Below are 20,025 nucleotides of genomic sequence, written 5' to 3' on the forward strand. Positions count from 1 at the left end.
GATGCCAGATGATTGCGCGCTTGCCTCGCGAAGACCCCGTCCGCCCTTACACCAGCCCCGTCGTGTAATACACGCCAATCACGAAAAACGCCGCCAGCACTTTGAAAATGGTCATGCCGAAGATGTCCTTGTAGGCCTCGCGATGGGTCAGTCCGGTCACCGCCAGCAAGGTGATCACGGCGCCATTGTGCGGCAGCGTGTCCATTCCCCCGGCCGCCATCGAGGCGACCCGGTGCATGACTTCCATCGGGATGTGCGCCGCATTCGCCGCTGCGATGAAGGTGTCCGACATGGCCGCCAGTGCAATGCTCATCCCGCCGGAAGACGACCCCGTGATCCCGGCCAGAATGTTGATGGTGATCGCCTGATTGATCAGCGGGTTGGGAATTGCCTTCAGCGCATCCACCACCACCAGAAACCCTGGCAGCGCCGCAATCACTGCGCCAAAGCCGTATTCCGACGCCGTATTGAGCGTCGCCAGCATCGCGCCACCCACCGCCGTCTTGCTGCCATCGGCCAGTTTGCTGCCGACCGTGCGGAACGAGAACACCAGCACCGTGATGATGCCCACCAGTAACGCAGCTTGCACTGCCCAGATCGCTGTCAGTTTGGCGACGTCCGTCTGGATCGGCGCTTTCAGGCCCGGTAAGTGAATGCCATAAGAGCCGCCATACCAACCCGGAATCCAGTGGGTGAACAGCAGGTTCATCACGCCGACCAGAATCAACGGCAGCAATGCGATCAGCGGATGCGGCAGCTTGATTGCCTCTGGCGTTTCCGGCTCGTTGCGCAGGTTGGTGCCATAGCCTTCCCCGGCGCGGGCAGCTTTACGGCGCTGGTATTCCAGATACGCCATGCCGCAACCGAGCACGAATAAAGAGCCCAGCAACCCCAGCCACGGCGCTGCCCAAGAGGTGGTGCCGAAAAAGGTGGTGGGGATGATGTTTTGAATCTGCGGCGTGCCCGGCATCGCGTCCATGGTGAACGTGAACGCGCCAAGGGCAATCGTCGCCGGCATCAGGCGCTTGGGAATATTGCCCTGACGGAACATTTCTGCTGCAAACGGATAGACCGCAAACACCACCACGAACAGCGAGACACCGCCGTAGGTGAGCAGCGCGCAGACCAGCACAATTACCAGGATCACTTGGCTGCTGCCCAGCAGGCCGATCACCGATTTGACGATGGAGCGCGAAAACCCCGACAGCTCAATCAGCTTGCCGAACACCGCACCGAGCAGAAATACCGGGAAGTACAGTTTGATGAATCCGACCATCTTGTCCATGAACAGGTCGCTGAACACCGGAGCGACGGCAGTCGGATCGGTCAGCAACACCGCGCCGAGGGCGGCCAGTGGCGCGAAGATGATTACGCTATAGCCCCGATAAGCAGCCAGCATCAGAACGCACAGCGCCAGAATGGCGATGAAAACACTCATGGGAAATCCTTCAAAGCGGCGCTGCGAGCAGCTATCGAGCCTCATTAGGCGCGACAGTCAGCTCGCAGTCGGTGATTGTTTTTATTGTCGTGCGAGCCGTTGAGCGCCCGCGTTCCCGCAAAGAACGTGATGCTTACTGCGCGGCACCGCCGTAGGGCACATCTTTGTGGCCGTAACGGCGCACCCGGATGTTCGCCTGCTCGCCATGGCCGACGAACCCTTCCAGCGCACACAGACGCGAGCAATATTCCCCCACCATCGAGGACGCTTCGTCGGTCATGACCTTCTGATACGTACAGGTCTTGATGAATTTTCCGACCCACAGACCGCCGGTGTAGCGCGCCGCTTTCTTGGTCGGCAGCGTGTGGTTGGTGCCGATGACCTTGTCGCCGAACGAGACGTTGGTGCGCGGGCCGAGGAACAGCGCGCCGTAGTTGCGCATGTGGGTGAGGAAGAAATCCGGGTTGTGGGTCATCACCTGAACGTGCTCGAACGCCAGACCGTTGGCGATGTCGAGCATTTCCTGCTCGTCTTCAGCGACGATGACTTCGCCAAAACTTTCCCACGCCCGGCGGGCGATATCGGCGGTAGGCAGAATCATCAGCAGACGCTCGATTTCAGTCATGGTCTCGCGGGCAAGCTTCTCGGAGGTTGTCAGCAGGATCGCCGGTGAATCAGGCCCGTGTTCGGCCTGGCCCAGCAGGTCCGTGGCGCACAGCTCGCCGTCGACGCTTTCATCAGCAATGACCAGGGTTTCGGTCGGCCCGGCAAACAGGTCGATGCCAACGCGACCGAACAGCTGGCGCTTGGCTTCGGCAACAAAAGCGTTGCCCGGGCCGACCAGCATGTCCACCTGTGCGATGGATTTGGTGCCCAACGCCATGGCGCCAATGGCCTGGATGCCGCCCAGACAGTAGATCTCGTTGGCGCCGGCCATGTGCTGCGCGGCAACGATGGCCGGGGCCGGTTTGCCGTGGAAGGGCGGGGCGCAGGTGATGATGCGCGGCACGCCTGCAACTTTGGCGGTGATCACCGACATGTGCGCCGAGGCCAGCAGCGGGTACTTGCCGCCGGGCACGTAACAACCGGCTGCGTTCACCGGGATGTGTGTGTGACCAAGGATCACGCCGGGCAGGGTTTCCACCTCGATGTCGACCATGGAGTTGCGCTGATGCTGGGCGAAGTTGCGCACCTGGGTCTGGGCGAACTCGATGTCCTTGAGGTCGCGATCGGTGAGCTGGTTCATGCACGCCTGGATTTCGGCATCGGTGAGGCGGTAGTCGTCACGGTCCATCTTGTCGAACCGGATCGCCAATTCACGCACTGCCTCATCGCCACGGGCCTCGATATCGGCCAGCAGATTTTCAACGGTGTCGCGCACTTCACGGGCGGCAGTTTTGATGACTTCTGCTTCGGCGCCTTGTTTTAGCCACTTAGCCACGGTGTTCTCCTGCGAGGTTGTTTTTATTGAAATCTGGAGGTTTGCATACGTATGCAATGACGGCGATGGTAATCCATGATTTTGTAACTTGCAAAGCCCTTATCGTTGGTTGAAAGGATTTGATTGATCGGCTGTCGCGTAACCGATTGGCAGGTATGATCATTTTTTTTTCGGCGTTCGAGGCGATATGTCAGACCACACGGAGCGAGGACGGCGTCCGGTCACGGCCCACGATGTGGCCAGGCTGGCGGGGGTTTCCCAGTCGGCTGTATCCCGCAGTTTCACCAAGGGCGCCAGTGTTTCACCCGACACCCGGCGCAAGGTTGAAGAGGCGGCCAGCAGCTTGGGCTATCGTCCCAATCTGGTGGCGCGGTCGTTGATCACCCGACGTTCGAACCTGATCGGGGTCGCCATCCCGAGCATGGCCAATCCGTTTTATTCGCGGGTACTGGAGTCTTTGTCGGCAGCGTTCGAGCAGTTGGGCTATCGGATATTGCTGTTTTCCATGGCCAATAACGAAGATTCCGACCCCGTGCTGGAAGAAATTCTGCGCTATCAGCTGGACGGTCTGGTCCTGGTTTCCGCCAGTCTGTCGTCGCGATTCGCCGAGGAGTGCCGAACCATCGGCCTGCCGGTGGTGTTGTTCAATCGCACCAATGGCAGTACTGCGGTATCCAGCGTGACCAGCGACAACCTCACCGGCAGCCGGACCATCGCGCAGTTTCTGTTGGCAGGCGGGCATCAGCGTCTGGCGTTCATCGCGGGGAAGGAAAGCTCTTCTACAAACCGCGATCGTGAGGCGGGATTTACCCAGTACTTGCTGGAGCGGGGTGGGGAAAAGCCGCTCCGCGAAGTGGGCAACTACACCTTCGAAGGTGCGATGACCGCCACCCGCCGATTGCTGTCAGCGGACGTGCCCCCGGATGCGATTTTCTGCGCCAACGACTTGATGGCCATGGCGGCAATCAACGTGTGCCACGCATCAGGTGTGCAGCCGGGCAAGGATGTGTCCATCGTCGGCTTCGATGATTTGCCCCAGGGGCAATGGCCGATTTTCGGGCTGACCACTTTCGTGCAGCCGCTGCCCGAGATGATCGGGCGCGCGGTCAGCATTATTTGCGCGCAGCTGGCCGATGCTGCGACCCCGGCGATCCAGGAGGTGCTGCCGGGGCGATTGATCGTGCGAGAAACCGCACGCTTGCCGGACGATGGGGTGATTGAAGTCAACGGCGAGCGGGTGTGGATGCCTTGAGGTCGCGGCTGAGCGCTTGTGGTCAGCCCGTTTGGATCGCCTGGGTCAACTCGCTGAACAGAGCCGACACTGACCGTAACGCCCGGCAATCTGGCCGGGTCAGCAGCCACAAGGCTGAATCATGACCTTCAAGTGGTCCGCTCAAGCGCTGCAGCGCGCTTTGGTGCAGCAAAAAATCCGGCAGCGCCGCTACGCCCAGTCCCGCCCGTACCAGTTGTGCCACCGCCAGCATGGAGCTGCATCGATAAGCCAGATTGACCCCTGGCAAATGCTGACGCCGCCAAGTCACGGTGGGGTGGTCCGGGAGGAACTCGTCCGGCGCGATCCAGTGCATGCTCTCCAGATCTGCATGGCCGATGCGTTGCACATAGTCGGCGCTGGCGCACACGTGATAGGACACCGTGCCGAGTCGCGTGCCTACCAGATGCTCCGGCGGGCGATTGGTCAGGCGCAGGGCGATGTCGGCGTCGCGACGGCTTAGATTGGCAAAGTTGCTGGAGGTGTTCAGCTCCAGTTTCAACCCTGGATATTCCGGCATGAAGCGAGCCAAAGCCGGCAGCAACAGGCTTTGCAACACCGCTTCGGTACAGGTGAGGCGGACGGTCCCGCTGACGATTTTATGACCGTGCTCAAGGCGGATCTGCGCCAATTCGAGTGCCTGCTCGGCGCTGTGGGCCTGTTGCGCCAGCTCCAGCGCGACGCTGGTTGGCTGATACCCCGCGCGGCTTTTTTCGAACAGCGCCGTACCCAGTGATGTTTCCAGTCGCCGCACCGAGCGAAACACTGTGGACACGTCAACCTTGAGCCGTTCTGCCGCCCGGGCCAGGGTTTTGCCGCGCACCAGTGCGAGGATCAACGCAAGGTCCGAATGAGTGATGCGATAGTGCGTGGCTGCATTGATCACTTGTCTAAACGCCAATTTTGATTGCATGGCCACAAGCTTATAGTCCAGCCCACACAAGCGGCAAAGCGTTTTAACATCAGGGAGCGGTCATGAAGCAACAGCAGGTCATACGTATTGCACTGGTCGGTGATTTCGATCAAAACGTGCTCGCACATCAGGCGATTCCAGTGGCCCTGAACCGGGTTGCAGACGAACGGGGTATCGCCCTTGAGTTCCATTGGCTGCCCACGTGCGAGATCGGCGACGGTCATGGCCTTCGCGTTTTCGACGGCATCTGGTGCGTACCCGCCAGTCCGTATCGCGACATGGATGGCGCGTTGACTGCCATCCGCTTTGCCCGGCAGGAGCAAATTCCCTTCCTTGGCACTTGCGGCGGTTTCCAGCACGCGCTGCTGGAGTTCGCGCGCAATCAATTGGGATGGACCGACGCAGAACATGCCGAGACCGCGCCGGACTCCGACCACGCAATTATCACGCCGCTGAGTTGTTCGCTGGTGGAAGCGTTTGCGCCAATCCGGCTGACAGCGGGTTCGCAAATTGCCGAGGCGTATGGCGCGCTGGAAGTCCAGGAGCGCTACCGATGCCGCTACGGGCTGCGCAAGGAACTGGAAAGTGCGATGTTCGCCGGGCCGCTCAAGGTGTCTGGTCATGATCTCGATGGCGAGGTTCGTGCGATTGAACTCCAGGGCCATCCGTTCTTCGTGGCGACGCTGTTTCAGCCAGAACGCGCAGCGCTTGAAGGGTTGACGCCACCGCTGGTGAAGGCATTCGTTCAGGCCTGTGCGGCTCATGAGGGCTGAGTACGATGATCGCCGATACTTTTGCTGTCCCGTATTACGCCGTGGTTTTTACCTCGATTCGCTGCGAGGAGGACGCCGAAGGCTACAACCTGGCGGCGCAACAGATGCTCGATCTGGTTTTCGGCCAGCCGGGCTTTCTTGGCGTGGAGTCGGCCCGAGGGGAGGGAGGGTTGGGCATCACGGTGTCGTACTGGACCAGTGAAGCGGCAGTTGCAGCCTGGCGCGACCACCCCGAGCATAAGGCGATTCGCGAACGCGGGCGCTCGACATGGTATCAGCGCTGCACGACGCGAATTGCCAGGGTGGAGCGCAATTACAGCTTCTGCACCTGAGGCGTACCCGGACTCGGCGCTTTGACATGCCGCGGCGTCGGCGCGGTATCGGCGCTGCGCACCAGCAGCCAGGCGAGCACCGACGCCGTCAACGTGATGCCTGCCGCGACAAACAGGATCGCTTGATAGCCCGAGCCAAAGCTGTGCAGCGCCAGTTGATGCAAATCTGTGTCGCTGGCCAGGGCGTGTGCGCCGCCGCTCAGGTCTCCGGCAGCGATGCTGCGGGTGAGATTCAACGCATCGGCCGACGAACCCCCAGGCAAACCGGCCTCCAGGCTTTGCGAAACTGTATGAAACAGGATCGCGCCCAGCGCTGCAAAGCCCACGACAATCCCGCTGAAACGCACGGTGCCGGATATCCCCGAGGCCATGCCCGCACGTTCTGGCGGAATGACGGACATGCTGACCTTGGCCGTTTCGCCGTTGAGAATCCCTGCGCCGATGCCAGCAATCAGCAAACCGCCCACCATCGACGGGTAATCGAATTGCGGGCAGGCGATGCCAAGCCACGTCAGGCCAACCCCGATGGTCGCCAGACCCGTAGTCAGCAGTCCGCGTCCACTGAATCGATGGGTCAGGTGCGCGGCGACGATGCGCGGCACTACAAACAGTGGCACAGCCATTGGCAGCATCATCAGGCCGGCGGTTTGTGGGCTGAACCCCAGGCCGCTTTGAAAGTAGATCGGCAGGTACGTGAACATCGTCAACAACCCCGCAGCGAACGCCAGGCCTGAAATGTTGGCGCCAATGTAGGTCGGGCGACGGAAAAAACTGAGGTCGAGCATCGGGCGTTGCTGCTTGGATTCCACCAGTAAAAACAGCGTAAACAACGCCGCCGAGCAAGCGAATTCAGTCAGCACGCGGTGGCTGTCCCAGCCTTCATGATTGCCGGTGATCAGCGCCAGCGTCACCAGAAACAGGCTGCTGCTCAATGTCACTGAGCCCGACACATCAACTTTGCGCGCGTGAGGGTCTTTGGATTCATCGACGGCGTACAGAGTCAGGGCAATCATCGCCGCGCCGATGGGCACGTTGATGTAGAAGGCCCATTCCCAGCCGAAATGCTGGGTGATAAAACCGCCCACCACCGGGCCCAGCGAGGTCGCGATGCCAATCACCGAACCCCAGAACGCGAATGCTCGCGCGCGGTGTGGACCACGGAAGGTGTGGGACAGGGTGGCCAGCGCAGAACTGAGCAGTATCGCCGCGCCGATGCCTTGCAGTGCCCGCGCGCCGTTGAGCAGGCCGACGCTGGTGGCCGCGCCGCAGATGAACGACGCAACGCCAAACACCAGCAGTCCGATCACCAGCATTCGCTTGCGCCCGTACCGATCCGCCAACGCGCCTGCAGGCATCACGAACGAGGCGAACGTCAGGGTGTAGGCGCTGATCACCCATTCGATGTCGGCAAAATCGGCGTGCAGCGAATGGGCGATAGAGGACAGCGAGACCGCGACGATGTTGGAGTCCAGGTTGATCATGAACGACGGAATCGACACGCACAGCGAAATCAGAAAACGCTGAAGTCCATCGACGGGGGATACGTGTTCAGTGGTCATGAGCGGGGTCTCGGGGCGTGCGAAAGGTGTTTTAGCGGTATATGCTCCTATTTCAATTTGCGGGGATATGCCAGCATTGGTCAAGCGTTAATTCCACGGACCGCCTGAAGAACAGGATTTACGGACCGATGGACAGGTTGGAGGACCACTCATGAATGACGAACAAAAGGGCCGGGTGCAGGTGCCGGAAGGGCTGCGCATCCCGACGCAGGTGGTGTGTCACGCCACGCATCTGCGCAAGGCGACTCGCCGTATCACCCTGCTCTATGACGCCGCGCTGGCCCCGAGCGGTTTGCGCTCCACCCAGCGCTCGATCCTGATGCAAATCGCTCGCGGCCAGGGGTCGAGCATGTCCGAACTGGCGGCCGCATTGGTCATCGACCGCTCGGCGCTGGCGCAGAATCTTAAGCCGCTGGAGCGCGAAGGGCTGCTCGCGGTGAAGGTCGATCCGACGGACAAACGCAGCCGTCTGGTGACTTTGACGCAGGCAGGCATGAACAAATTGTTGGAGTCTCAGCCGATGTGGGAACAGGCCCAGGCCAGTTTCGAGAAGGGATATGGCGTGGATCAGTCCCAGCTATTACGCGAGGCGCTGGCTGCGGTGACGGCGGGGGAGTACGACCAGATCGAGAGCTGAGCCCAATCCTGTAGGAGCGAATTTATGCGCAAGGCCGCAGGTGCCTGTTGGAGCGAGGCTTGCCCGCTAAGCACGATAACGCGGTTTGTCTGTTGAACCGCGTCGCCAACTTCGCGGGCAAGCCTCGCTCCAACACATGTCGTTTTATTTGGCGATCACCGTAGCCCGCAATCCCGTTTGCGGCCCACTGCGCCGCCCCGTCTGCAACAGATAAACTCCGCCAAGAATCGCACCAATCGCCAGTAGATCCATGCCATGGACCGGCTCGCCAGCGATGAAAACGCCCATCAGCAGTGCGATCACGGGCGGGATGTACGTCACTGAGGCGGCCACCACAGCGCCCAGTTTCTCGACGATGAAGTAATAAAGAATGTACGCAACCCCGGTCCCCAACAGACCCAGGCCCAGCGACACGCCGAGCATGGCTTTGGGGCTTTGGGCGATGCGCCCGATGCCGCTCCAGTCGCTGACCACGGCGATCACCAGCAGCGCCAGACCGATCTGGTACGTACACAACGCCAGTGGCGAGATATTGAGCTCGGTCACGAAGCGTTTGGCGTAGACGAACGAACAACCGACGCTCAGGGAGCCCAGCACCATATACATCACTCCCGGCACCGAAATGGCCCCGTCGCCGCTGGCCCACGGGCGAGCAATCAACAGCACGCCGACGAACCCCAGCAGGACCCCGACGGTCATCCGCGCATTTAGCTTTTCTTCGCGCAGAAACAGGAACGCGCAGACGAACGTAAACAGCGGAATGGCGCCACTGAGCAGCCCCGCGACGCTGGACAGCAGCAACGACGTGCCCTTGGCGTAGAAGTAGTAACACACCACAGTCGCCAACAGCGCCATGACCAGAAAGTGGTGGGCATGGCGCAGATGGCTCCAGCTCAGGGCGCGCTTAGTCAGCGCGAACACTAGAATCGGCAGGAACCCGAACACCATCCGCAACAACACGATTTGCGCCGGGGAAATCCACTCTACCGCCCATTTCATAAACATGAAGTTGGTGCCCCATATCAGGCCGAGCAGCGCGAACGCGAAGTAGGCGATATTTTTCATGGGGTCGGCAGCCTTAGGGTTGAAAGAAGGCGATTGTGCGTTTGCCGGCGATGGGCTACAAACGATCATCCTTGCGCCGTGCAGTAGAAAATCTACGCCATGAACACTTCGCCCCCGTTAAAAGCGTTGGCTTGTTTTGACGCAGCCATGCGCCACAACAGTTTTTCTCTTGCAGCCAATGAACTGAATGTCACGCCCGGCGCAGTTGGCCAGCAGGTACGTAATCTGGAGCAGTGGCTGGGCGTATCGCTGTTTGTCCGACACATCCGCCAGATCCAGCCCACGTCGGACGGGCTGGCGTACTGGGCACGGATTCAGCCAGCGCTGGCGCAGATTATCGATGCCAGCCAGGCCCTGCGTGACCGGCACAACGACAACGTCTGGCTGACCATGCCGCCTAGCCTGGCTGCCAAGTGGTTCGCGCGGCGCATGGCCAACTTTCTTGAAACCCACCCCGGCATTTCGCTGCACCTGAGCTCCTCCACCGCGCTCACGGATTTCTCCAGTGAGCGAGCGGATCTGGCGATACGGCACTTCGACGGGATCGCCCCCGAGCTGGACGTTCAGTTGCTGCATCAGGATGACGCCAGGGTGTATTGCAGCCCGACCTACGCTCGCCAGCTGAAATTACGTGCCCCCGCTGATTTACGTGGAGCGACCCTGCTTCACAACACGTTGCACCCCCATTGGCCAGAGTGGCTGGCGCGGTTTGCCGGGATTGAAATCCACGAGGTGGCGCAGATTGCCGGCATCCATTTTGATCAATCACTGATGGCCATCGAGGCCGCGCGGCGGGATCAGGGGGTGGTCATCACCAGCGATTGGCTGACCGAGGAAGAGATCGCGAGCGGGGCGTTGATCGAACCCTTCGAGCAGCGTTTGCCGCTGTCGAAGGGCTATTACGTGGTGCAGCCCAAACACGCAATCTCACGCCCGACGGTGCAGGCGCTTAAAGAGTGGTTGATCGGTCAGGCCCGCTGAGTATTAGGCCGTCAGAGAAAGCCCTCGCGAACAAGTTCGCGCCTACAGATGATTCGACCCACGCGGTTCATAAGGCAGGCCCGATCTGTAGGAGCCAACTTGTTGGCGAGGCGCCTACGGCATTACCGGCGGGATGTACGCCAGTGTCGTGCCCAGCGCCCACAGTAAAAACAGCACCAGGGGTGTGTGCACCAGCAATTGCACGAACGAGAATCCGATCAAGTCCCGGGCTTTCAGGCCCAGCACGCCGAGCAGCGGCAGCATGTAGAACGGGTTGATCAGGTTCGGCAACGCTTCTGCGGCGTTGTAGATCTGCACCGCCCAGCCCAGGTGATATTTCAGGTCGTTGGCGACCTGCATCACATACGGCGCTTCGATGATCCATTTGCCGCCGCCCGACGGAATGAAAAAGCCAAGGATCGCCGAGTACACGCCCATCAGCAGCGCGTAGGTGTCGTGAGAGGCGATGCTGGTGAAGAACAGGGAAATGTGGTGCGCGACGGTCTGCGCGTCGCTGCCTTTGACGGTGGTCAGCAACGCGGCAATCGAGCCGTACAACGGGAACTGGATCAGCACGCCCGTGGTGGTCGGCACCGCGCGGGCCACCGCATCAAGAAAGCTGCGCGGTCGCCAGTGCAACAGCGCGCCCACCATGATGAACAGGAAGTTGTAGGTGTTGAGGCCGGAAATCGCCGTGATCGCAGGCTTGGTCGAGAACTCGTTGAACAGCCAGCCTGACGCCAGAATCACCATCAGGATGATCAGCAAAGGGCTGTATTCCAGCCATTCGCCAGGGCGGGTGCGCGGCGGCAAGGGCGGCAGACTGAAAGCCGGGTCGATGCCGCAATCCTTGGCGTCGCGGGCACTGTTCGGGCCGGGCGCGGTGGCGTAGGCGACGATGATCGAGACCACTACCAGCGCCAGCAGCATGACGCCGGACTGCCAGAGGAAGATGGTTTCAGTGAACGGAATGACACCTGTGATCGCCAGGATCGACGGTGGCAGGCTGCCGGGGTTGGCTTGCAGTTGCGCAGCCGACGATGAGAGACCCAATGCCCACACAGCGCCGAGACCCAGATAGGCCGCGGCACCGGCCGCGCGGTAATCCATCTTCAGATCGGTTCGGCGGGCGAGGGCGCGCACCAGCAATCCGCCGAACACCAGCGACAGGCCCCAGTTCAGCAGCGACGCGACCATGGAAATCAACGCGACCCAGGCCACGGCCGAGCGGCCGTTTTTCGGGATGCGCGCCAACCGGTCGATCAACTTGACCGCAGGCGGCGAGCTGGCGACCACGTAACCGCCGATGACCACGAAGGCCATTTGCATGGTGAACGGGATCAGACTCCAGAAGCCGTCACCGAAGGCTTTGGCGGCATCGGCCGGTTTGGCGCCGACCGCCAGTGTGGCGACGGTGACGATCACCACGGCCAGCGCAGCGAACACCCAGGAATCAGGAAACCAGCGTTCGGCCCATCGAGCACAACGCAGGGCAAAGCGGGCATAGCGGCTTTCTTCGATTTCGGCGGCCACGTGTATTACCTCTTGGAATTATTGTGTGGGTGCTATTGAGATAGCTGTTTTTAGTGTTGGCAGTGGTGCGAAAAGGGTGTGTCTCAGATACAGCAAAGCCCCTTCATCGCTGAAGGGGCTGATGTCGCAGAATCTGTGGGACCGCGCGATCTGTGTAGGAGACAACTTGTTGGCGAGCCAGGCACTGCGCAGTTCCAGGCTCATCTCTCGCGAACAAGTTCGCTCCTACAGTTTTCGTTCGTAAACGGTTTGGATCAGGGGACGGCGTTGATTAAAACGTCATCTCAATCACGTCATCCGGCACGATCAATTTGCCGGCGGTCTTGGCGATGATTTCTTCAACGGTTACGCCCGGTGCGGTTTCACGCAGGATGAACGCACCGTTTTCGATTTCCAGATAGGCCAGGTCCGTCAGCACTTTGCGGATGCAACCAGCACCTGTCAGCGGCAGGCTGCAGCGTGGTAATAGCTTGGATTCGCCGTCTTTGGAGGCGTGGGTCATGGTGACGATGATGTTGTCGGCGCCAGCCACCAGGTCCATCGCGCCGCCCATGCCCTTGACCAGCTTGCCGGGGATCATCCACGAGGCGATGTTGCCTTCGACGTCGACTTCGAACGCGCCCAGCACGGTCAGGTCAACGTGGCCGCCACGGATCATGGCGAACGATTGCGAGGAGTCGAAGATCGACGCGCCTTTGCGCGCCGTCACGGTCTGCTTGCCGGCGTTGATCATGTCGGCGTCGATGGTTTCTTCGGTGGGGAATTCGCCCATGCCGAGCAAGCCGTTTTCCGACTGCAGCATGACGTCGATGTCGTCCGGCACGTAGTTGGCGACCAGGGTCGGGATGCCAATGCCGAGGTTCACGTAAAAGCCGTCTTGCAGTTCGCGCGCAACGCGCTGTGCCATTTGTTCGCGGGAGAGTGCCATGATCCTGGGTCTCTTTTATTGTGTCCGGCCTGAGTCGTCCGGAGTATTCCAAGTGATTAGCGCCTGAACAAAAGCGCGTCGAGTGCGGCGAGTGGCTACCTGTCTCTTAGCGTGCTTCTTTGAGCGTCCGTTTCTCGATGCGTTTTTCGAAAGTGCCCAGGATCACGCGGTCCACATAAATGCCGGGGGTGTGGATCTCGGTCGGCAGCAGCACGCCGGGTTCGACGATTTCCTCGACCTCCACCACGGTGATCCGACCCGCAGTGGCGACCACCGGGTTGAAGTTCTGCGCGGTGTGGCGGTAGACCACATTGCCAAAATGGTCGGCTTTCCAGCCTTTGACGATGGCGAAGTCGCCGGTGATGGCTTCTTCCAGGATCACGTTGCGGCCGTTGAACTGACGCGTTTCCTTGCCTTCGGCGACAGGTGTGCCGTAACCGGTGGCGGTATAGAAAGCGGGGATGCCGGCACCGCCTGCGCGCATTTTTTCAGCGAGGGTGCCTTGGGGAGTAAGTTCGACTTCCAGCTCGCCGTCGAGCAACTGGCGCTCGAACAGCGCGTTTTCGCCCACGTAAGAGGCGATCATTTTGCGAATCTGGTGATCTTCGAGCAGGACGCCCAGACCAAATCCATCGACGCCGCAGTTGTTGGATACAACGGTCAGGCCCTTGACGCCACGGCGTTTGATCTCGGCAATCAGGTTTTCGGGGATACCGCAGAGGCCGAAGCCACCCGACAGCACTGTCATGTTGTCGGTCAGCCCGTCGAGGGCCTCTTCGTACGTTGCAACTCGCTTGTCGAGTCCAGCCATGGTAAGTCCCGCCTTCTTTGTAGTTGTGTCCGACAATTTGGCTGCCGGATAGCGTTCATCGCATCTTCTCTTGGCTTCAGTGATTTGTTAATTTTGTTTTTTTCATAGATTGATAAGAAAACCAAATATATGAATGTGAAGCAGCTTCGTGCGTTTCTGGCGGTTGCGCAATGCCTGAGCTTTGCCCAGGCCGGTGAGCGGCTGCACCTGTCGCAGCCCGCTTTGAGCCTGACCATCAAGGCACTGGAGGAAGACCTTGGTGGGCAACTGCTGACCCGCACCACGCGCAATGTCAGCCTGACGCCCGAAGGCGAAACCCTGCTACCCATTGCCCGCCAGCTGCTGGCCGACTGGGACAACACCGAAGAGCTGTTGCGTCAGCGCTTCACATTGCAACTGGGCAAGGTCTCGGTGGCGGCGATGCCTTCGTTTGCGGGCAATCTGCTGCCGGCGGCGCTGAAGGTGTTTCGCCAGCGCTATCCCCGGGTCAACGTCGCGGTGCATGACGTGATCAACGAACAGGTGCTGGAAATGGTAGACCATCGGCGAGTGGAGCTTGGGATCGGTTTCGAGCCGGAATCAAGCAATACGCTGTCATTCACGCCTTTTTACATGGACCGTTTTGTCGCCGTGGTGCCACTGGATTCTCCGTTGGCCGAGAAGGGCGTAGTGACGTGGGATGAGTTGTTGCACCACGACTTCATCACCCTGCAACGACCGTCGGCGGTGCGGTTGTTGTTGGAACAGGACCTGCACACCCAGCATGGCAAGTTGTCGGTGGCATTTGAAAGTCACCAACTGTCGACGGTGGGCCGGATGGTTGCAAATGGTCTGGGCGTGAGCGCGGTGCCGTCGCTGTGCATTCAGCAAATGCAGGAACTGGGCGCGAGGTGCATTGCGCTGGAGGGGCCGATCATTGAGCGGCGGATCGGGCTGATGACCTTGGCCGATCACAAGTTGTCGGCAGCGGCGCAGGCGTTGCGGGATGTGTTGATTGAGAGCGCGCAGCAATCAGCTGATGCGCAGAGAACCACTGGGAGCTGACGAGCCGCCGAAGGCTGCGAAGCGGTGTGTCAGGAAAACGCGATCGCAGCCTCGCGGCGCTCGGCAGCTCCTACGGAATCGGCGTGGAAATCCAATCCCAGAGGCCTCGCTGTCAAAAATTTCACTGCGGCGCAATGGCGCATCCGGTATCGTTTGGCAAATTGCTACCAATTGTTTCGACCTCGTGTTGGTTAACACCAAACGATAAGGAGTTCTCTGTTGGACGCTTCTTCTGCTGCCTGGGTGTTTCACGACACCCGACTGATTGTCTGCTGCCTGATCGCAATTGCCACCATCATCGTCCTCATCAGCGCGACCAAATTGCCGCCGTTTCTGTCAATTCTGGTGGGTACGTTCATTGCCGGGATCGGCGCCGGCCTGCCTGCTGAAGCAGTGGCCAAGGCGTTCAGCAAAGGGGCGGGCGGGATTCTCGGTGAAGCCGGGATCATCATTGCGCTGGGTGCGATGCTCGGAGCATTGATGGCCGAGTCCGGCGCAGCGGATCGCATTGCCTCGACCCTGCTGGGGATTGGCAAAGGCAAGGCGCTGCCCTGGGTGATGGCGCTGGTGGCGATGGTCATCGGGCTGCCGCTGTTTTTTGAAGTGGGACTGGTGATGATGGTGCCGATCATCTTCGTCATGGCTCGGCAATCCGGGCAGCCGTTGCTGAAGATCGCAATCCCGGCGCTGGCGGGGATGACCACATTGCATGCGCTGATGCCGCCGCATCCTGGGCCCTTGATCGCGGTCAGCGCCTTGCACGCCGACCTGGGCCTGACCATGTTGCTGGGGTTTTGCATCGCCGTGCCTGCAGTGATTTTGGCCGGTCCGATTTACGGCAACTGGTTGTCCAAACGCCTGCACATCGAAGCCCCGGCTGAACTGGGCGAGTTGTTCTCCGCCAAGCCTACTGCCACCCGCCAGCCGAGCTTTCTCGTGTCGCTGCTGATCATCTTGTTGCCGGTGATTCTGATGCTCGGCAGCACGTTGGCGAAAGTCGCGCTGGAGCCGGAAAGCAATGTCGCGCTGACCCTTAAATTCCTCGGCGAGCCGTTGGTAGCGCTGGGTATCGCGGTGTTGGCGGCAGTGATCTGCCTGGGCTGGGCCAATGGCATTTCCCGCGAACACGTGGGCGGTACGCTTCGCAAAAGCCTGGCGCCGATTGCGGTGCTGCTGCTGACCATCGGCGCAGGCGGCGGCTTGAAGCAGACGCTGCTGGATGCGGGCGTGAGTCAGACCATCAGCAAAGTCGCAGAAGGTGCGCACATGCCGTACCTGTTGCTGGCCTGGTTGATTGCCGTGGCACTGCGTCAGGCAACCGGCTCCGCAACCGTCGCCACCACCACTACAGCGGGGATTCTTGCGCCGATGATGGCGGGGCTGGAGGCCACTCAAGCCTCGCTGGTGGCGCTGGTGATTGGCGCGGGCTCGGTGTTTTTCTGCCACGTCAACGATGCGGGCTTCTGGATGGTTCGCGAGTATTTCGGGCTGGAATTGAAGCAGACGATCTGGGTCTGGTCGGTGCTGCAGACCATTGTTTCGGTGGTGGGGCTGATCGGCACGTTGCTGTTGTGGCATTTTTTGACCTGATAAAGCCAGAGCGGCTGGGTGATCAACCTGTGGGAGCGGACCTGTCCGCGAAGAGGCCAGTACATCCCGTGCATGTTTACGGGCTGATACATCGCCTTCGCGGACAGGTCCGCTCCCACGGGATTGAGGTGTATTCCGGCATTTGTGCGATGCCGGATTTTTGCAGTCCGATGAAGGTTTCGTTCAGGTAGGCAATAGCCACTATCAAGACGGGTGATTTCTGCTGAACGAGGCTGCGGCGTAGCCTTGGCTCATTCCAGAAACGAGCCGAATGGAGGCTCCCATGAACCGTCTTGCTACCCTTGCCCTATTGCTTTCAGTCGCTGCTGTTTCTGGCTGCGCCGCTGACCATCATCCCGAATTGCGTCCTTACACCGCTGAAGAAACCCACCAGCTTGCCCTCGAAGATTTGAACCGTCGCGGTTTGTCCTACGAGGAATACCAGACCCGCAAAACCCAGTTGATGGAGCAGCCGCAGATCCAGCGCGCTCATGAATTCGACAATCGTGGCGAGGCCAATGCGCAAGTCTCTGGGCAGACATCGGCCCGTCAAGGCTGAAAAGCGAGGTTAGAATCCATTAGAAACAGTTCTGTGATGATGACTAAGTGTTCAGAACTGTATGGGTAAAAGTCAGCGTCACTGTCCATGTGTTTGCAGCCGTGGCTTCGATAGCCTCAGGGCTTGTTTTCACAGCCCAATGGACTGCCCATGTTTACCGCTGATCTGCTCATCGCCTTCGTTTTATTTGCCTTCGTTTCATCTGTCACGCCCGGCCCTAACAACACCATGCTGTTGTCTTCCGGGGTGAACTTCGGTTTCAACCGTACCATCCCCCATATGCTGGGTATCAGCTGCGGGTTTGCCGTCATGGTCCTGGCCGTAGGTCTAGGGCTGGGCGCGGTATTCAAAGCCTATCCTGTTCTCTACACCGTGCTGCGTTACGCGGGCGCGGCATATCTGTTGTATCTGGCGTACAAAATCGCGACGTCTGGACCCGTCACGGATGCGACCGACAAGAAAGCCCGGCCGATGAGTTACCTCGGCGCGGCAGCGTTTCAGTGGGTCAATCCCAAGGCGTGGGTCATGGCGATCGGCGCAATCAGCACCTACACACCCATGAACGGCTACTTCAGCAATGTGGTGATCATCGCGTTGGTGTTCGGCATCGTGAATTTGCCAGCGGTCAGCATGTGGGCGGGATGCGGCAGCTTACTGCGTAACGTACTGCGCGACCCGTTCTGGCTGCGGGTGTTCAACGGTGTGATGGCGGCGTTGCTGGTGGTGTCGTTGTATCCGTTGTTGCAGGGATAACCCGTCGACTGACGTTGAATCTGGAGGAGCGAACTTGTTCGCGAGGCGGTGCGTCAGGCGGACCGCATTGTATGTCTCGCCAACAAGTTGGCTCCTACAGACGTGATTACAGCGCAAGCTTCAGATGCCCACCCGCTGCCTTGTGCCTTGCGCCAGCACGGTGCTGCAGGCTCAGCTGAAAATGCTCGAGCCCTTCATGCAGACGTTCGGTCAGGATGTCGTCCAGTTCGCCGCCTGATTCGTGTTCGTCGTTGTAGTTGATCTGGCTGTCGATGGCGTAGATGCCGTGCAGCACTTCCTGGCACTTGAGCGCAGACAGCACCGGTTTCAGCGCATAATCCACCGCCAGCATGTGAGCGATGCTGCCGCCGGTGGCCAGCGGCAATACCACTTTTCCGTGCAACGAGCGCTCAGGCAGCAAATCGAGCAGGGTTTTCAGCGCGCCGGAAAACGACGCCTTGTACACCGGCGTGCCAATCAGCAGGCCGTCTGCCCGTTTCACTGCTTCGATGAAAGCCACCACGGCGGGGCTGTCGAAGCGTGCGAACAATAGGTCTTCGGCATTGAAATCATGAATGCGCAGCGCCTTGACCTCGACGCCACGCTCCTGCAGCCAGCGCGCTGCATGTTTGAGGACCACACCCGAACGGGATCTCAGCGCCGGGCTGCCTGAAAGTGAAACTACCAACATGCTTAATATTCCTTGAATCAGGTCACCGCTGTGCAGACACAGGTCGTGCAGGGAGCATTGAGCGCGGATGTCGTGGTTGTTTTCAACGCTGTCCCGTTCATAGCAGCATGCATGCCAGTGTGGTTGAGGTGACGATACCGCCTGAAAAAAGGGGGCAAACGGTGCATTGCCAGGAGCAGGCCAGCGCGGCGATCTGCTCAAAAGCCCGACAACTGTTGATCAGGTGTTTCTCCAGCAACACTTTCGCTGAATGGATTGACGACTGCTGCGCAGCCGATCGCGGCCTCGCGTTGCTCGTACGCTCCTACAGGGATTTTTGGCGATCCTGTTGGAGCGAGGCTTGCCCGCGAAGAACGATGACGCGGTGTGCCGGTTGAACCGCGTCGTCAGCTTCGCACCACCCAAACTCAGAGCAAAAAAAATCCCCGCAGTCGGCGCCTGCGAGGATTTTGCTGTTGCTTGTGACTTGTCGCTTGAAACTCGCCGCTTACAGCTGCCTCAGTTCCTGAACATCGCACCAGTCTGGACGATGTTGTTGGAGCCCAGCAACTGGCTGATGAAGCGGTTCCAGCGGGTGATGTTGGCCGGGCCGACGAAGACCACGTCCTGTGCTTCCAGCTCGAACTGTTTAGCCAGCAGGTAGCCGGTAGGTTTCTCTGCGTTCAAATGGTAGACGGTCGAACCGTGCATGGCGTCCTGCCCGCCACGGATCACATACACCGCATCACCGTTGGCCGCATCGGGGCTCAGGCCGCCGGATTCGCCCAGTGCTTCAAGCAGCGTCACGCTGGTGGTGCTGAACGAAATCGTGCGGGGATTCAACACCTCACCCAACACGTATATCTTGTTTTTCGAGTTGCTGTTGAGGTGCAGGTAGTCGCCGTCTTTCAAGAATATCTTGCTCAGCTGCGAGTCCTTGCGGTTGAGCGAGTCGACGTCGATGACGTAATCCTTGCCGTCACGACGCAACGTCAGCCCGGCCAGATTGGCATCGGTCAAGTCCAGACCTGCCTGACTGATGGCCTGTACCAGGCTCAGCGGGATGTTGGTGATCGGCTGCGGACCGGCTGTTCTGAAAGAACCGGACAGCAATACGCGCTGGCTGTTGTAACGCAGGACTTTGACGTCGACCTTGACCTCGGTGTACTGCGGCAACAGGCCCATGCGCAATTGCTCGCGGATCTGCGCAACGGTTTTGCCAGCAGCTTGCACACGACCCACGTACGGGAAGAACACAGTGCCGTCGTTCAAGACTTCCCGGCTGTTGGCGTCCAGCTGCTCGGTGGAGCCTGGTGCGGTCAACTCAGGGTGTTCGAAAACGGTCACCAGCAAGGCGTCGCCCGGGCCGACGATGTATTCAGGGGTCTTGTAGTTCAACAGTTCCGGCGGTAGCGGTTTTGCCAGAGAGGCCGCACGCTGTTGTTGCTGTTGCAACGTGGCCGGAGTGATCTTGATCAGTGTGACGTTCGGACCGTCCGGGTCCTTTTCGGTGACTTCATCCAGGGTCATGTGCTGCCCGGGGGCAAAAGCACAGCCTTGCAAAATCAGACTGGAAAGCAGCACAACAGCTAACGTTACTTTCATATTGATGATCCTTCCTAATAGGTGCGTTCTGGCACCACAGTGATTTCATTGCATCCCTTACCAACACCGAACTTCTGATTACAGGCACTCATGCAGGTGGTCACCTCCTGCCGAGCGTCGTGC

19 protein-coding genes are annotated in these 20,025 nt (G+C 59.8%); 9 read left to right on the plus strand and 10 right to left on the minus strand.

Annotation, left to right across the window (positions count from 1 at the left end; translation table 11 throughout):
- Positions 1-46: 46 nt before the first annotated feature.
- Both ACWKWM_RS16145 and hisD read right to left on the minus strand, forming a co-directional pair.
- The gene (locus ACWKWM_RS16145) at positions 47-1,438 is read right to left on the minus strand and encodes a GntP family permease (RefSeq protein WP_483847091.1); all 1,392 of its coding nucleotides are present in this window, start codon (positions 1,436-1,438) and stop codon (positions 47-49) included.
- A gap of 133 nt (positions 1,439-1,571) precedes the next feature.
- Positions 1,572-2,879 carry a histidinol dehydrogenase gene (gene hisD, locus ACWKWM_RS16150; protein ID WP_483847092.1) on the minus strand — a complete coding sequence of 436 codons (1,308 nt, stop codon included), beginning with the start codon at positions 2,877-2,879 and terminating at the stop codon, positions 1,572-1,574.
- A gap of 187 nt (positions 2,880-3,066) precedes the next feature.
- On the opposite strand from hisD, the gene ACWKWM_RS16155 reads away from it, so the two are divergent.
- Positions 3,067-4,131, plus strand: a complete 1,065-nt coding sequence (locus ACWKWM_RS16155; RefSeq protein WP_483847093.1) for a LacI family DNA-binding transcriptional regulator — start codon at positions 3,067-3,069, stop codon at positions 4,129-4,131.
- 22 nt (positions 4,132-4,153) lie between these two features.
- On the opposite strand, the gene ACWKWM_RS16160 is transcribed toward ACWKWM_RS16155, so the two are convergent.
- Entirely contained in the window at positions 4,154-5,062 is a 909-nt protein-coding gene (locus ACWKWM_RS16160; protein ID WP_483847094.1) for a LysR family transcriptional regulator, read from the minus strand.
- A 62-nt stretch (positions 5,063-5,124) separates the two neighbouring features.
- Between ACWKWM_RS16160 and ACWKWM_RS16165 the strand changes: the two genes are divergently transcribed.
- The gene (locus ACWKWM_RS16165; RefSeq protein ID WP_483847095.1) at positions 5,125-5,835 is read left to right on the plus strand and encodes a CTP synthase C-terminal region-related (seleno)protein; all 711 of its coding nucleotides are present in this window, start codon (positions 5,125-5,127) and stop codon (positions 5,833-5,835) included.
- 5 nt (positions 5,836-5,840) lie between these two features.
- Complete coding sequence (locus ACWKWM_RS16170; RefSeq protein ID WP_483847096.1) at positions 5,841-6,167, plus strand: antibiotic biosynthesis monooxygenase family protein; 327 nt, start codon at positions 5,841-5,843, stop codon at positions 6,165-6,167.
- Here ACWKWM_RS16170 and ACWKWM_RS16175 read toward each other — a convergent pair.
- Entirely contained in the window at positions 6,149-7,726 is a 1,578-nt protein-coding gene (locus tag ACWKWM_RS16175; protein WP_483847097.1) for an MFS transporter, read from the minus strand. The genes ACWKWM_RS16170 and ACWKWM_RS16175 overlap by 19 nt on opposite strands.
- A 151-nt stretch (positions 7,727-7,877) precedes the next feature.
- Here ACWKWM_RS16175 and ACWKWM_RS16180 point away from each other — a divergent pair, with 151 nt between their 5' ends.
- Positions 7,878-8,363, plus strand: a complete 486-nt coding sequence (locus ACWKWM_RS16180; RefSeq protein ID WP_483847098.1) for a MarR family winged helix-turn-helix transcriptional regulator — start codon at positions 7,878-7,880, stop codon at positions 8,361-8,363.
- Between the two features lie 144 nt (positions 8,364-8,507).
- Here the strand turns inward: ACWKWM_RS16180 and ACWKWM_RS16185 are convergent, their stop codons facing one another.
- Positions 8,508-9,428 carry a DMT family transporter gene (locus ACWKWM_RS16185; protein ID WP_483847099.1) on the minus strand — a complete coding sequence of 307 codons (921 nt, stop codon included), beginning with the start codon at positions 9,426-9,428 and terminating at the stop codon, positions 8,508-8,510.
- A 99-nt stretch (positions 9,429-9,527) separates the two neighbouring features.
- On the opposite strand from ACWKWM_RS16185, the gene ACWKWM_RS16190 reads away from it, so the two are divergent.
- Positions 9,528-10,409 (plus strand): LysR substrate-binding domain-containing protein, encoded by an 882-nt coding sequence (locus ACWKWM_RS16190; RefSeq protein WP_483847100.1) that lies wholly within the window; start codon positions 9,528-9,530, stop codon positions 10,407-10,409.
- Between the two features lie 114 nt (positions 10,410-10,523).
- On the opposite strand, the gene ACWKWM_RS16195 is transcribed toward ACWKWM_RS16190, so the two are convergent.
- The 3 genes from ACWKWM_RS16195 to ACWKWM_RS16205 all read right to left on the minus strand — a co-directional run bounded on the left by ACWKWM_RS16195 (position 10,524) and on the right by ACWKWM_RS16205 (position 13,681).
- On the minus strand, positions 10,524-11,942 hold the full coding sequence (locus tag ACWKWM_RS16195) for a short-chain fatty acid transporter (RefSeq protein WP_483847101.1): 1,419 nt from the start codon (positions 11,940-11,942) through the stop codon (positions 10,524-10,526).
- Between the two features lie 271 nt (positions 11,943-12,213).
- The gene (locus ACWKWM_RS16200) at positions 12,214-12,870 is read right to left on the minus strand and encodes a CoA transferase subunit B (protein ID WP_483847102.1); all 657 of its coding nucleotides are present in this window, start codon (positions 12,868-12,870) and stop codon (positions 12,214-12,216) included.
- A 106-nt stretch (positions 12,871-12,976) separates the two neighbouring features.
- Positions 12,977-13,681, minus strand: coding sequence for a CoA transferase subunit A (locus tag ACWKWM_RS16205; protein ID WP_483847103.1), 705 nt, complete (start codon positions 13,679-13,681; stop codon positions 12,977-12,979).
- Positions 13,682-13,810: 129 nt separating this feature from the next.
- Between ACWKWM_RS16205 and ACWKWM_RS16210 the strand changes: the two genes are divergently transcribed.
- From ACWKWM_RS16210 to ACWKWM_RS16225, 4 genes are all read left to right on the plus strand, one after another.
- Positions 13,811-14,725 carry a LysR family transcriptional regulator gene (locus ACWKWM_RS16210; RefSeq protein ID WP_483847104.1) on the plus strand — a complete coding sequence of 305 codons (915 nt, stop codon included), beginning with the start codon at positions 13,811-13,813 and terminating at the stop codon, positions 14,723-14,725.
- Positions 14,726-14,944: 219 nt separating this feature from the next.
- Positions 14,945-16,315, plus strand: a complete 1,371-nt coding sequence (locus ACWKWM_RS16215) for a GntT/GntP/DsdX family permease (RefSeq protein ID WP_483847105.1) — start codon at positions 14,945-14,947, stop codon at positions 16,313-16,315.
- A 283-nt stretch (positions 16,316-16,598) separates the two neighbouring features.
- Complete coding sequence (locus ACWKWM_RS16220; protein ID WP_483847106.1) at positions 16,599-16,874, plus strand: hypothetical protein; 276 nt, start codon at positions 16,599-16,601, stop codon at positions 16,872-16,874.
- A 150-nt stretch (positions 16,875-17,024) separates the two neighbouring features.
- The gene (locus ACWKWM_RS16225) at positions 17,025-17,627 is read left to right on the plus strand and encodes a LysE family translocator (protein WP_483847107.1); all 603 of its coding nucleotides are present in this window, start codon (positions 17,025-17,027) and stop codon (positions 17,625-17,627) included.
- Between the two features lie 106 nt (positions 17,628-17,733).
- On the opposite strand, the gene ssuE is transcribed toward ACWKWM_RS16225, so the two are convergent.
- Positions 17,734-18,318, minus strand: coding sequence for an NADPH-dependent FMN reductase (gene ssuE, locus ACWKWM_RS16230; protein ID WP_483847108.1), 585 nt, complete (start codon positions 18,316-18,318; stop codon positions 17,734-17,736).
- Positions 18,319-18,816: 498 nt separating this feature from the next.
- Positions 18,817-19,902: a polysaccharide biosynthesis/export family protein gene (locus ACWKWM_RS16235; RefSeq protein ID WP_483847109.1), complete on the minus strand. Its 1,086-nt coding sequence runs from the start codon at positions 19,900-19,902 to the stop codon at positions 18,817-18,819.
- Between the last annotated feature and the right edge of the window lie 123 nt (positions 19,903-20,025).

The organism is Pseudomonas rosaeacicularis (assembly GCF_057128745.1).

Excerpts from the sequence above, each read along its gene's own strand:
- ACWKWM_RS16235 (WP_483847109.1), bottom strand. The coding sequence starts at position 19,902 with ATGAAAGTAACGTTAGCTGTTGTGCTGCTTTCCAGTCTGATTTTGCAA.
- ACWKWM_RS16190 (WP_483847100.1), top strand. The coding sequence starts at position 9,528 with ATGAACACTTCGCCCCCGTTAAAAGCGTTGGCTTGTTTTGACGCAGCC.
- ACWKWM_RS16220 (WP_483847106.1), top strand. The coding sequence starts at position 16,599 with ATGAACCGTCTTGCTACCCTTGCCCTATTGCTTTCAGTCGCTGCTGTT.
- ACWKWM_RS16205 (WP_483847103.1), bottom strand. The coding sequence starts at position 13,681 with ATGGCTGGACTCGACAAGCGAGTTGCAACGTACGAAGAGGCCCTCGAC.
- ACWKWM_RS16185 (WP_483847099.1), bottom strand. The coding sequence starts at position 9,428 with ATGAAAAATATCGCCTACTTCGCGTTCGCGCTGCTCGGCCTGATATGG.
- ACWKWM_RS16180 (WP_483847098.1), top strand. The coding sequence starts at position 7,878 with ATGAATGACGAACAAAAGGGCCGGGTGCAGGTGCCGGAAGGGCTGCGC.
- ACWKWM_RS16170 (WP_483847096.1), top strand. The coding sequence starts at position 5,841 with ATGATCGCCGATACTTTTGCTGTCCCGTATTACGCCGTGGTTTTTACC.
- ACWKWM_RS16225 (WP_483847107.1), top strand. The coding sequence starts at position 17,025 with ATGTTTACCGCTGATCTGCTCATCGCCTTCGTTTTATTTGCCTTCGTT.
- ssuE (WP_483847108.1), bottom strand. The coding sequence starts at position 18,318 with ATGTTGGTAGTTTCACTTTCAGGCAGCCCGGCGCTGAGATCCCGTTCG.
- ACWKWM_RS16175 (WP_483847097.1), bottom strand. The coding sequence starts at position 7,726 with ATGACCACTGAACACGTATCCCCCGTCGATGGACTTCAGCGTTTTCTG.
- ACWKWM_RS16145 (WP_483847091.1), bottom strand. The coding sequence starts at position 1,438 with ATGAGTGTTTTCATCGCCATTCTGGCGCTGTGCGTTCTGATGCTGGCT.
- ACWKWM_RS16160 (WP_483847094.1), bottom strand. The coding sequence starts at position 5,062 with ATGCAATCAAAATTGGCGTTTAGACAAGTGATCAATGCAGCCACGCAC.
- ACWKWM_RS16165 (WP_483847095.1), top strand. The coding sequence starts at position 5,125 with ATGAAGCAACAGCAGGTCATACGTATTGCACTGGTCGGTGATTTCGAT.
- ACWKWM_RS16200 (WP_483847102.1), bottom strand. The coding sequence starts at position 12,870 with ATGGCACTCTCCCGCGAACAAATGGCACAGCGCGTTGCGCGCGAACTG.
- ACWKWM_RS16210 (WP_483847104.1), top strand. The coding sequence starts at position 13,811 with ATGAATGTGAAGCAGCTTCGTGCGTTTCTGGCGGTTGCGCAATGCCTG.
- ACWKWM_RS16155 (WP_483847093.1), top strand. The coding sequence starts at position 3,067 with ATGTCAGACCACACGGAGCGAGGACGGCGTCCGGTCACGGCCCACGAT.